This window comes from Candidatus Hydrogenedentota bacterium (assembly GCA_012523015.1).
GTDB lineage: Bacteria > Hydrogenedentota > Hydrogenedentia > Hydrogenedentales > CAITNO01 > JAAYBJ01.
This window is the reverse complement of sequence record JAAYJI010000059.1, coordinates 1-12,928: the sequence shown is the minus strand read 5'-3', so window position 1 is coordinate 12,928 and position 12,928 is coordinate 1. Positions and strand designations below refer to the sequence as shown.

Below are 12,928 nucleotides of genomic sequence, written 5' to 3'. Positions count from 1 at the left end.
TGGAAATGCTTCCCGGCGTTTACCGTTTTTTCGCCGCACGTATCACAGCGCCGGGGGGGGAGCGCATTGTGCCTATCTCTGTGGAGGCGGCTTCGCTCCTTATCGTGGAACCTGCAGTAATACAATTGGACTCTAACCGCCGTTCCGCGTCCTTTGAAATCAGAAACACCAGCGAAATAACCCTTCACTGGGAAGCCCGCTATTTCGATGGAAAGGATCCCGCCAACAGCGGGGATCAGCTGCCCGATGCTTGGTATTAACACCCGACACCGGCAGCTTGTCTGGCAACAGCAGCGTCTCTGTGGAAGTTTCCTGGACAGAGCCCAGAGAAGATTTCGGATTATTGATTTCGAGTCCGGAAATTCCAGGACATGAGGCGGTGGTTCTATTCCGCTTCGGATACACCTCCGCCAACCTCGATGTAAGCCCGCAGCAGTTGACCCTATTTTTCAGCCGTCCTCCTTCGGGCAGCGGGCACTTGGATCTTGCTCAATCTGCTTCTTTGTTGACGTTGCGCAATACGGGCACAGAAAATCTGAGCTGGACGATTAGCGCTGTTGCTTTAGAAGAATCGGATACCGAGGTCGGGCCGGTTATTGCCGTCACGCCGTCGGCAGGTCTCTTGATTGCCGGCGCTTCCGAAGAAGTAGAAGTGCAGGTCGTGAATCCGGGTGCCGCCATACCGGGCGCGGGCAATTATGAGTTGGTGATGCATTTAACTGCTTACAATGAAGATATCACGGTGCCGCTTCGCTTGGAAGCACGGGCTTTACCCGAGATTATGGCATCTGATCCCCCGAATCCGAACTTGTCGCGCCCTGAATCCAATCCTGTGCACTTTTTAGATTTCGGGCTTACGGAGATTCAAAAAGAATTTTATGTCCTCAATGCGGGCCCGCGTGATTCAGACCTCTTCTTTAAAATTGTGCATGATGACCTGGATGTGGACAGACCCCTTATCAAAGAGGTTGCGCCCTTGTCCGGAAATACGAACACCCGTCCCGGGAATGTATTTTTCCTGCCCGGCAGTAATGACATGGTAGATGCTGCATCTGTTTTGGTCACTGTTGATCGTGCTGCTATGACCGAGGATGTGGAATATCGCGATCTGTATATTGAGGCGTGGAATAAGGACGGAACGGAAGCGATTGCCGGTGTGGAGCCTTGGAAAATTGAACTTCGTGTTGAGCGTCCGCCCATGACGATTGAAGGCGCAATCAACCGAGGCAGACCGCCTTTTCTCATGCGTTTTGTATTCTTATTGCGGGATACCTTGGGACAAGTTATCCCAACGCAAAGTGTAGAAGATCGGGCACGGCTTCGTTTTGAAATCTTTGAGGACGAGGTGCCGCTGGATTTAAATGAAACCACCATGCAGATCACCGGCCCCGAATCCCTCACGGCGAATATCGTTCTTCTTTTGGATTACTCGGGCAGTATGTACTATGCCGGCACGGAATCGAGCCGAAATCCCAAGAAGCCGGGCGAGGTGTTGAAAGAGCTGCGTCAGGCAACGGCGCAATTCTTGGACGATTTACCGCCAACGTGGCGTGTTGCCCTCATGTGCCACTACGACCGACAATCAGCGAACCGTTTGATCTATCCTTTCTCGTCCGACAGAGAAGCCTTGAAAACGGCCTTGTTTGATTTTGAGGTTCCCGCGTCCCTTCATGGCACCTCGGATATTTGGAATGCCGTGGAAGACGCTATGAAACGGACCGTCGCTCAGGATGCGGAAGATACCTTGCCCTTTGATGAAGCTGACATACGCGCCGTATTATTTGTTACCGATGGTATCGACAACTCGTCTACCGGAAAGGCTTCCGAAATCCTTAGCTATGCACGGGACAATCGGGTACGCCTCTATCCCTTGGTCTATAATGTAGGCTCCCCGGTCAATTTTGGTGATGTCCTCACCTTAGCCAACGATTCTGGCGGACATTTCTATAACGCCAATACGCCCGAAGATTTGATAGCCCTTTTGGGCAATCGTGAGGGCTTGGTGTTGACGCCCGTAAAACAGCAACTGACTGCTCATGATCGAGAGATTCGTTTTGAAATTGAAAACGCCGGTCAGAGTAAATTGACCTGGGATATTGCAATACCGGCAGATGCGCCTTGGATTAAATCAATCACGCCCGCTTCCGGCACGCTCATGCCCGAAGATAATCTTTTAGTTACCATCAACGTAGATCCTGAATTCTTAGAGACACCCTTGGGTGAAGGACACGCTGTCTTGGAGGTTACTTCAACACGAGGAGTGGGGAGCATTCACCTTTCCTACTCAGTGGGAGACGATGGCGTCAGTACAAACAGACTTGCTGTTGACCTCTTTGACGCGCCGGGAATTATCTGGGGTGAGCTGCAAAATCAGATCGTCCTGTCCTATGTAACGCCGTTGCAGCGTGCAGGCAAGTATAGTATCCGCGCCTTCCACGCGCAACCCGACGGCAGCGAAATCAGCAATTACTTTGAAGAGGACGGTGTCTTTTATATGGGCGACGTTCGCGCCGGTCAACTCTCCATGGAGACATCAGGTATCAACTTTAATAACGCGGCAGCGACCCTTGGCGAGACCTACAGCGCCGAAGTATTTGTGCGTGCTGACTATGTGCCTCGAGGAGTCAATAGTTTCCGTCTTCGTTTCATGCCGCTATTGCCGTACGATGCGCCCGAAGAGCTGGCAGAAGCCTTTGATTTGCATGAGATGACCGTCGCGCTTGCACCGCAAGGTTTGCTCCTATCATCATCTGACGGAAAGCCGGACTGGCGCCTTGTTGCTGAGGGTGACGGTGTGTATACCTTGTTAACCTCCGATCAATACCCCTTAGCCTATGGTGCTTTCGGCAACTTGCTTCGAATCGAATTTACTAATCTGCAACCCTTCTTCGACAAAGCAACAGAAATGGGGATAGAACCGGAATTTTATCTGGATATGCGTGGGGATAATAGCATTTATTACAATCCCGCTACGCCGAACCAGCCTTCAACGACCGTTTACTTCTTGTATCCTTCCGGTCCGAAAAATCCGAATCGACCCTTACTTATTGCTGAAGGACTTTTTGATTTTGCCGCGCCCGCGTTAACGGTCTTAGACCTCGCTAACCCCGATATAGACCCCGAACAAAAAGGTGGGATTTGGGACAGAGACGGCGATACGATTCCCGACTTTAACGATCCCTTCCCTGATGATGACAAACTTCCGGGAAAAATCACAGAGCCGGAAACAATTCGCTTTGTTAAATCCGGTTCGAAAAAACAGCCGCTCACCTTGATGAACAACAGATGGGGCCGATTTACGATTAAAGATATTGTTATCTCGTCATCAAGCGGAGAATTGAGCCCCAATAAGTTTTCGTGGCTCTTAGCCGCTACGGACGCGGTCTTCAATATTGAATCGCTCAAAAATACAGTGCTATTACCCGGAGACAAAATAGCGCTTCAGTTGTCACTTGATACGTCGGGATTGTCCTCAGGAAGCTACAGATTAGACCTTCGCATTACCACAGATTTGTTTGAGGCAACGACCATTCCAATCTTTGTAGAAATTTAATATATTAATTTGACCTCTATCTCCGTGCGAAAGGATGTGTGGTATGAAATGGATGGCCGGGCGCGTTGCGCCGCTACTTACTATCGCTATGGCGGTCATGGTATTAACAGGATGCCCTCTATTAACTAACCCGAGGCCTTTGGTTCAGCCCGCTGTTATCTCCCTAAATGAATCCAAGCCTATGGAACGGATCAGTATTACCAACACGGGTAGCGGAATATTAAAATGGACCGCGACAACGTCTGAGCCTTGGTTATTGCTCTCCTTTCAGGACAGTACCTATCGGGATGAGATCAGCGGCGCTACAGATACAGTCGACCTGCTCCGGGTTCATTTGGTATCTGCGTTGCTTCCAAACGATACGGATTCCTTTTCCACGGAAATAATACTTGAAACCAATAATGGGATAATCATGATCCCTGTTGCTGTCAATAAAGTGTTAGGTCCTGTTATTTCTGTGGAGCCGGAAATACTGGAATTCGCGAATAACGAAGCGGAAAAAGTCGTAGAAGTACAGAATACAGGCGACGACGACTTGGAATGGGAGGCTGTAGTACAAGAAGAGATCGACTGGTTAAGCCTAAGTCCGAATTCAGGAAGCTTGGAAAGAGGCGGTAAAGATGAAGTCCGCGTGCACATAAACCGGGCGCTCTTGTACCCCGCCGCGGAACCCTATGAGGCGACAATTATCTTTAATTCAAACGGCGGCAGCAAAAGATTGCACGTGACAGCCGCTGCCCAAGCCTTTACGCTTGCGCCAAAGGTCTTAGAATTTGGCGTATTAACCCAACCAACTACCAAAAAACTTATAGTGCGGACAGATCTGGAAACGAGCTATTCTCTCTCTGTTCTCACCAATGCGGATTTCCCGTGGTTAGATGTAAATGCTCACGCCATTACTGTCAATCAAAATACACCTTTTGAACTTCAGGTCTATGCCGATCCAACAGGATTGGCCCCCGGACGCTATGAAGGTGTTGTAAAAGTTTCTTATAAGGAGACGAACTTCACGCTAAGTGTGCCCGTAACCATGGAAGTGCCTGAAGCCCTTCTTTTCCTTGTAACACCTCATAGCATTAATCTCGGCGATACGCAGGATCAGGCGGTGGCGACACTTACGCTTATCAATGAAGGGGATGGGCCTCTTACATGGAATGCTGTGCTGCCCGATACGGCCGATTGGTTAGCTGTCGTGCCCAGTTCGGGTGCCCTTGACGCCGGCGAAGAACTCACCGTCGGTCTTACTGCCCATGTTACCGCATACAACCCCGGGAAATTATCTGAAACGATCCTCTTTAACGCCGGTACACTAAGCCAATCGGTCAGGGTCTCCGTAAACCGTCTGCGCGACCCTGTGCCGGATGCCTTGGAAGCGGAACCCAGAGTCCTGAATTTCGGTTCCTTTGATGAGCTCAAGAATATTTCTCTTTGGAACGACGGACCAAACCCCTTACGCTGGTCTATTAATGCCCGCACCTTGCCGTCTTGGTTGACCATAGAGCCCCTGCAAGGTTCTGTTGAAGGGACTCAAGTTCAAAGAGTTCAGCTTAGCGTTGACCGTTCCAAAGATCCGGAACAGGTGTCTTTTGAACATAACCTGATTATTACGCCATCCGGTGTAGAAGGAACAGCGCCCGTCGAAATCTTGGTCCGTGCAGCGCAACAGTTATTCCCGAAAATTATTATTAGCGGCGATGGCGTCGATAATGCCAATATACCCTTTATTATGATTGATATTGGTGAAGACAGCGAAAGTTTTGTAATAGCGAACGAAGGTAAATCTGATCTGGCTTGGGAAATTGATGCTGCTGCGTTACCGGGATGGATTGTGTCGATTAATCCCATGCAAGGTAGTCTTGCTCCCGGGCGTCAGAGCACGGTGACGGTAAAAGCAGATCGCAGCCAATTGAACCGGGATGGCGGTTCCTATCGTATACCGATCAAATCGAATGATCCGACACAGACCTTAAGCTATGTGGAAACGCAGATACGGGATCCCTACACGATTTCTATTGGAACCAGACCGAGCACCTTGGATTTCGGCAGAGATTTATCTACCATTTATTTTGAAGTTGCTAATACCGGTGATGCCGGATATCCCCTTGATTTCGTCGTCACTGCCAACCAGCCGGACTGGATCTATGTGGAGCCTGCCCGCGGCAAGAGTATCGGACGGGGCGGAGAAATAAAAGATTGGCAATTCGTGAGTGTTGCCATTGACCGTGAACGCATCAGCGGCACCGGCGCTTCCGGAAAACTCATCATTAGCGCGGAAAATGTGCCTGACAATGCCTATCCCGTGAAACCCGTTGAAGTGGCGCTCAATGTAGATATTGCCGAATTGACGATTGAATGCGCCGCTCCCCGTGTGCGTGTACCGTCGCTTATACGCAGCAATTTATTGCTTCGCGATATACGGCAACGTGTGTTCCCAAGTTTCATGGACAATCCTAACGATGACGCTACCCTCTATCCCTTGAACACGATCAGCGCCGAAATTCTTGAAAATGGCGCTCCCCTCGAAATGACGGAAACCAATATCTTCATCAAAAAAGACGAAACAATGAGTTTCACCGTGATGATTCTCTTGGATTTTTCTGCCAGTATGGCGAAAGCGGCGCAAGTGCTTGTCGATGATGGACAATTGGTTCCGGGATCACGGTCTCCCCTTGAAGCCTTATATAAAGAAACAATCGGTGAGATGATAGAAAGCTTCCCCGACCATTATCAGGTGGCTTTGGCGGTATTTAACGAACGCCGATCGATTGACGGGGCGGTAATCCGCATATTACGCGACGCGCCTGCGGGCTATCTATCCCCTGATCATTATGGGGCCTTTACCACAGACAAAAATATTCTGCAGTATCGTTTAGATAAGTTGCACGTAGATGATCATGGTGCAACACCGCTCTTTCCAGCCATCAATGCCGGCGCGACGGCACTGGCGATGATGGATCCTTATTTGCTTGATTTTGATGCTGTGGCAAACCGTATTTTAGTGCTCGTTTCCGACGGACGTACCACGACACCGCCGGGTGACGTATCCACAACAGCACAGTACCTTCAAAATCTGCGGGTACGATCCTTTTCGATCGGCTGGGGACGCGAGGTCTTAGCCAATCCATTGATCCAAATAAGTACGGAAAGTGGAGGACACTACTACGCCGCGCAGCATAAGAAGGTTCCCGGCGTGGTAGACGAAAATGGACTGCCTTTGAATATTCCATCCAAAGATGGTTTGCTCGACAGGTGTCGGCCCAACCCTGATAATGCCGATCTTCCTTCCATCCCGGGCGATCTAGGCGCTCATGTTACGCTATCCTATGTGACACTTAATGAAGAAGGAAGCGTTCAGGTTCAAACCAGATTGAAGGTGGAGGCGGTCAAACCCTCTGTGGAAGAAACCCTTATCTATGATAATATTCCGGGCTTGTTCCTGGCCAATGATGTTAAGCTCGGACAAATCGGCATGAAGACCCAAGGTATTGCTGCCGACGGGACCGCCGCTGTTCAAGTGTACATGGATTATGCGCCCCGCAATCTAAGCCGTTTAAGCTTCAAACTGACCGCTTCTGAAGGTCAGGCTTGGACATTTGAAACGACTCCTAGCGAGCAGGGAGGATTGGTTGCCGATTGGAATATGCGTAGATCAAAGGATATCATTGTTCTTGAGTCTTCCGGTTCCAGACGACCCCTTGCTTATGGTGACTATGGAAATCTCGGTACTATCTACATCAATGGGATTAAGGAACCGATGTCGCTGCTCTTAGAAATCACCGATCCCACATACAACGGCACGCCTGACGGAAAATATTTCACTGCCCCTGCCGCCATTGATATTGGCTATGAACCTTCAGCTGCCTTTTCATTTCCTTATGCCCGTTTCACTTTTTCTTCGAAGGGAGAAACGCAGGAGTCCAGTATCTTTGATCTTGGTACTGTGGATGAAGACAGCCTTCTTGAAGTCATGATTGAAAACATAGGCGGAGAACATCGACCAACCTTCGCCCAATTGTATTGGACTGTCCAAGATGAATCTGATTTTCTTCCCGGAACGCTGCCCGGAAAAGTTGCCATTGAATATAATGAGGCGGAACCTTTGAATCTGCCTTTCTATAGTCTATACGATGCTAATACAGCCTATGTGATTCCTGATATCTTTGACACGGACGGGGGGTTGAAAGTAGCGCCCGGCTCCTACAGCGTTAAATTTAAAATTGAGGTTCATTACGGGACTTTACCCTACGAATTTAGCTACGGTCCCTATTATCTCCGTTATCAGGTTCAGTGATTCTGCCGCAACTGCTGATCACGCGTGTGTGATGGAAAGCATTGTGCAGCAACGGCACGGATCGGATGGCGTGCGGCGCACAAAGCTTTCCTGTGCAGGGGCGTGATTGATTGCGCCCGTGGATGTTTTGTCTTCGAGGCGTTGCCTTACACGCGCTGTCTAGCCTTCCCTATCATTTTGAGCAAAGCGAAGAGTGACAGGGGGATGAAAGACTCTTCCGTGGTTCGAACCCACCCGCTTATTTGTGATAAACTAGTGTACTCAAAAGGGGCGCCCATAGCTCAGCTGGATAGAGCGCTTGCCTCCGGAGCAAGAGGCCGCAGGTTCGAATCCTGCTGGGCGCGCCATTTCTTTTCTTCCCCCTCCCCATTAGCCTTTTTCAAAGGCAGCGTTGTCTCCTGAACAGAACAGTGCCGCTCAAAGGCTTTACTGAAAAAAGAATCGCGCCTCCCACACGTAATATCTGAGAGACGCGATTTATCAAAGTCTGTTAAAGGTTAAGCAAAAGATCAGGCAAGTTTATTCTTGTTTGCCCATACTTTTTCGAAAGCGGCGGCATATTGTTCCACCAATTCGGGCTGGTCAGAAGTCCAATAGGGCAATTGGATCGCCTGACGGTTGGCTTGGTCACATCCGGGAACGGCATCGGGCAGCACCGGCATATGACGCCAGTATTTCGACTCGCTCATCACGGGATAGGTGTGAAGCAAGGTCCAGGTGAAAGCGGTTACATCGACGCCTTCAGCCTGCAACGCGGCTATCGCCTTTTCTCGGCTGAAACCGGCTTTGGCTTCATCAATGAAAAACATATTTTTCGAGTAGTAAACGCGGTCAATTCCGGGGCGTACATATTGTGGTGACAGACCGGGAAGCTGGCTGAGACGCTCGTTAAGCCTCGCCATTTGCGCGATACCCGCTGTATTACGATCGACCAGCTGCGCCAGCTGGAGACGGCCCAAAATGGCGGCAACGGGATGGATGCGCAATTTAGAACCAAAGGCGGTTCCTTGATATTTGCGATAGGGACTGTCTTCCGGGAAGCTGTTCGGAAGATCATAGTTGCCGTAAGTGACGGCGCGCTCGTAATCGCCCCGATCCTTATACATCGCCATGCCGCCTTCAATCGCGGGCAGCGGTTTGGAGCCTTGCAGGCTGAAACCTGCCATACGACCCCAGTTGCCCACTAGTTTTCCGTTGCCCTTTGCGCCATGGGCATGGCTCGCATCTTCAAGGACAGACAAGCCGTGTTCATCGGCAAAGGCGCAAATATCGTCCATGTCGCAAGGCAGCCCAAACCAGTGGACGGGGAGAATCGCTTTTGTTTTTGCGGTCAAATGTTTTTTGCAGTCTTCCACATCCAGATTCATAGTATTGGGATTCACGTCGACAAAGACAGGGACCAATCCGAAGAAGCGCATGGGAACGACGGGGAACCACGTGCTATAGTCCGGCACAAGGATTTCGCTGCCTTCGGGAAAGTCCGTGGCAAAGAGCATGGAAGTCAGCGCGCTGGTTCCGTTAAAATGCGCTTTCACCAGGGGACAATCGAAGAAGGCTTGCCATGCTTCTTCGAATTCAGCCACGGGCGTATAGCTCGGGTTCAGGAGTAATGCGGAGACCTGAGCAATCTCTTCTTCACCGTAGATCGGCCAACGGGTCGGATCCTTCGCTACGTGGGTCACTGCTTTGGCACCGCCGTTTATGGCTAGTGTCTCACCGGCAGCAACGGCAGATTTGGCAAGACCGCCGAGGTATAAACCTGCCCCCAATGCTCCCGTATTTTTTAGAAAGTTGCGGCGGGAGGTACCGGTACTCTTGTCTCTGGATTCCATGATCGACTCTCCTATGGATAAGGTTTAAGGTTTCTATGACAACCGTATAAATAAACTCCCTTATTATAAGATTGATTCTACTATCCTTTTTAAGGACACTTCAAGTCAGGCGGGGATTCGTGCAATAATAATAGAAAGTCATAAGCCTTCGGAATCTGAGATTTTCTTATAAGACAGCTGCTGAACGACGGGACGGTATCAGTTTGTGGAAGTTGAGTTCCGATTAATGTCGCACGCCCCTTAGCCCAGAAACACGCTCCGCGATACAGCTTCTATGGGGAGCTATGATAAAATACTGCTTCATAATTAAGGAAGGAACAGGCCCATTGAAAGATCCTTTACGTATCTTATATCTTACTTCTGAGTTGAGCCCCTTGGTAAGTACCGGCGGATTGGCGGAAGTAGCAGCAGCGTTACCGCCCGCCTTACAGGAGCAAGGTGTTGACATACGGCTTGCCATGCCTTGCTATGCGCAGATCCCTAAAGAATATCGTGGTACAACGTCGCAGCTGTGCCGCGCTCAGATTGAAGGCAAAGCTGTTTATGGTGCTTTTCGAACCGGGCGCGTTCCGGGAACCCAGATTCCTTTATACCTGATTGAGCATGAAGGCTATTTTGGCAGGGACACGATTTACGGTTCGGGCGCTTATGAATATGACGACAACGCAGAACGCTATTGCTTTTTTTGTCAAGCTGTTCTTGATGGAATCAAATCTACCGGATGGCGGCCGCATGTGATCCATTGCAATGACTGGCATACGGCTCCGGTGCCGATCCTCCTTAAAACACAGCTTGCCGCAGACCCTTTTTACCAAGGAATGGCAAGCCTCTTTACCGTTCATAATTTAGCGTATCAGGGCCGGTACAGTGCAAATCTGTTTCCACGAACCGGACTTGATCCCGCTCTTTTTACTCCGGAATATCTAGAGTACGAAGGCGATATGAATTTGATGAAGGGCGCGTTGCTATTTGCCAACGCCATCAGCACGGTAAGCCCGCGCTATGCCCGCGAAATACAGACTGTAGAATATGGTTCCGGATTACACGGTGTGCTCGGCTCGCGGCGCGACGATCTTCACGGCATATTGAATGGTGTAGACTATGGTTTGTGGAATCCTGCCACGGACCCTCATATTGCTTCACCCTTTGACAGCAATACTATGGGCGGCAAGAAACTGTGCAAAACCGCGCTTCAAGATATGTTCAGGTTGCCGAGAAGCAACGCGCCCCTCTTTGGAGTCATCAGTCGTTTACACTGGCAAAAGGGAATGGATTTAATCTCCGATGCTCTTGATGAATTGGCGCAACTGGGCTTACAGCTTGTTGTGTTGGGCACAGGGGATCCTGCCTTGGAAGCGAAAATGAATGAGGCCGCCGCCCGATATCCAAATCAGATTGCCGTTTATCTCGGCTTTGATATTCCCCGTGCCCACGCTGTTCAAGCAGGCTCTGACTTCTTGTTGATGCCCTCACGATATGAACCCTGCGGGTTGACCCAGCTCTATTCCCTGGCTTATGGCACGCTTCCTGTTGTTCGGCGCACGGGCGGACTTGCCGACACGGTAACGCCCTATCGACCTCTTACAGGAGGCGTTCACGGAGCAACCGGATTCTCTTTTACAGCCTTTACATGGCAAGCGCTGTGGCGTTCAATTCGGGATGCCGTGCAGGTCTATGAGAACAAAGAATTATTGGCGCAGTTACGTCATAATGCTATGGTTGCGAATTATTCTTGGAACCAATCCTCCAAAAAATACATTGATCTCTACCATACAATTTTGAAGCAGAGTCACCGCTATGCCTCATTTTGATTGCATCACCACGAGTGAAGAAGAAACGGAAGCACTGGGGGAGAGCATTGCGCCTTATCTAAGTCCGGGAACCGTGGTCGCGCTATACGGCGAATTGGCTTCCGGAAAAACCTGTTTGACCCGCGGCATTGTCCGTCATTTTTATGGAGATGCTTCCGTTCACAGCCCTACTTTTACGTTGGTGAACGAATACGGCGTTCCCGAAAAAACAGTCTATCATTTGGACGTATACCGTTTGTGCGAAGCAGAAGAATTGCTGCATTTAGGCTATGAAGATTTCGTGGAAGGCTCCGGCATCTGTGTCATTGAATGGGCGGATCGTGTCCGGGCTCTGTTGCCTTCCAAACGGCTGGATGTTTTTCTCGAACATGGCGGTGGTGATAAGCGACGGCTCCGCTTTGTAAATTACTGTATTGATCAAGGGCTATGGGAAGCATGGGTACAAGATCGACAGGCTGAGGGATTAGGCGCGCCTTAATTAAAGTACCTGCCCATAAGCGCGCTGTCCTTGCATCTCGCTCAATTCCAATCTATGCTTCGATAAAAACAGTAAATTTTTAATACTTCCTTAAAAAGAGTACAATTCCAACAACATAAAAAAACTTCCTCACATAAAAGGAGTCTTTCCCTTGTTTCATAAAGCCGTACGAATAATGCCTTGCCTTGATATGAAAAATGGACGCGTCGTGAAAGGCATCCATTTCGTCGATATTAAAGACGCAGGGGATCCGGTTCAATGTGCCCGCGCTTATTGTGAAGCGGGAGCCGATGAATTGGCATTGCTCGATATTACCGCCACCGTGGAAGGACGGGTCACCATGCTGGATATTGTGCGGCGTGTTGCAGAAGTGGTTACTGTGCCTTTCTCTGTGGGCGGCGGGATCGCCTCGGTGGTCGATGCGGTGGCCGTTTTAGAAGCGGGAGCAGACAAGATATCGATCAGCAGTGCCGCTTTTAAAAACAGAAGGCTGATCCCCGACCTGATGCGCGAACTGCGAACCGATCAGATCACCATCGCTATCGATGTTGACCGTAATCCTGCTTTCCCCTCCGGTTATGAACTTTATGTTGATGGCGGACGGACGGCAACCGGAACCGATGCCATCACATGGGCAAAACAAATTGAAGAATGGGGGGTAAGCTGTGTGCTGCCTACCAGTAAAGCGGGGGATGGTACCCGTGCCGGTTATGATTTGCCCTTGATACGCGCCTTGGTTGAAGCGGTGTCCGCCGAAGTTATCGCCTCCGGAGGCGCCGGTACTATGGAACATTTCTTCGAGGCGGCAGAAGCGGGCGCTGCGGTTTTGCTCGCCGCTTCCGTCTTTCATTTTCATACAATAGATATTCCTGAACTGAAACACTATCTCCAAGAACGGGGTGTCCCTGTTTTAGTCTGATATCGTGCTCTTCGATGCAAAGAGGGAAGAGCACACAGGTATAG

7 protein-coding genes and 1 tRNA gene are annotated in these 12,928 nt (G+C 50.0%); 7 read left to right on the top strand and 1 reads right to left on the bottom strand.

Features of this window, described 5'->3' with window-relative positions:
* The 4 genes from GX117_02530 to GX117_02515 all read left to right on the top strand — a co-directional run.
* On the top strand, window positions 1–260 hold a 260-nt coding region (locus GX117_02530; GenBank protein NLO32224.1), incomplete at its 5' end, for a hypothetical protein.
* Between the two features lie 41 nt (window positions 261–301).
* The gene (locus tag GX117_02525) at window positions 302–3,553 is read left to right on the top strand and encodes a VWA domain-containing protein (protein ID NLO32223.1); all 3,252 of its coding nucleotides are present in this window, start codon (window positions 302–304) and stop codon (window positions 3,551–3,553) included.
* 43 nt (window positions 3,554–3,596) lie between these two features.
* Entirely contained in the window at window positions 3,597–7,844 is a 4,248-nt protein-coding gene (locus GX117_02520; protein ID NLO32222.1) for a VWA domain-containing protein, read from the top strand.
* Window positions 7,845–8,114: 270 nt separating this feature from the next.
* Window positions 8,115–8,191, top strand: a tRNA-Arg gene (locus GX117_02515).
* 162 nt (window positions 8,192–8,353) lie between these two features.
* Here the strand turns inward: GX117_02515 and GX117_02510 are convergent.
* Window positions 8,354–9,676 carry a twin-arginine translocation signal domain-containing protein gene (locus GX117_02510; protein NLO32221.1) on the bottom strand — a complete coding sequence of 441 codons (1,323 nt, stop codon included), beginning with the start codon at window positions 9,674–9,676 and terminating at the stop codon, window positions 8,354–8,356.
* A gap of 326 nt (window positions 9,677–10,002) precedes the next feature.
* Here GX117_02510 and glgA point away from each other — a divergent pair, with 326 nt between their 5' ends.
* The 3 genes from glgA (at window position 10,003) to hisF (ending at window position 12,884) form a co-directional block, all read left to right on the top strand.
* Window positions 10,003–11,487: a glycogen synthase GlgA gene (gene glgA / locus GX117_02505; GenBank protein ID NLO32220.1), complete on the top strand. Its 1,485-nt coding sequence runs from the start codon at window positions 10,003–10,005 to the stop codon at window positions 11,485–11,487.
* Complete coding sequence (tsaE, locus tag GX117_02500) at window positions 11,474–11,965, top strand: tRNA (adenosine(37)-N6)-threonylcarbamoyltransferase complex ATPase subunit type 1 TsaE (GenBank protein ID NLO32219.1); 492 nt, start codon at window positions 11,474–11,476, stop codon at window positions 11,963–11,965. Before glgA ends, tsaE begins: the two co-directional genes overlap by 14 nt.
* Window positions 11,966–12,140: 175 nt before the next feature.
* On the top strand, window positions 12,141–12,884 hold the full coding sequence (gene hisF / locus GX117_02495) for an imidazole glycerol phosphate synthase subunit HisF (GenBank protein NLO32218.1): 744 nt from the start codon (window positions 12,141–12,143) through the stop codon (window positions 12,882–12,884).
* Window positions 12,885–12,928 lie beyond the last annotated feature (44 nt).

Bases quoted from the DNA above. Each gene is read 5' to 3' on its own strand.
- GX117_02520 (NLO32222.1), top strand. From the start codon at position 3,597: ATGAAATGGATGGCCGGGCGCGTTGCGCCGCTACTTACTATCGCTATG.
- GX117_02510 (NLO32221.1), bottom strand. From the start codon at position 9,676: ATGGAATCCAGAGACAAGAGTACCGGTACCTCCCGCCGCAACTTTCTA.
- tsaE (NLO32219.1), top strand. From the start codon at position 11,474: ATGCCTCATTTTGATTGCATCACCACGAGTGAAGAAGAAACGGAAGCA.
- hisF (NLO32218.1), top strand. From the start codon at position 12,141: ATGCCTTGCCTTGATATGAAAAATGGACGCGTCGTGAAAGGCATCCAT.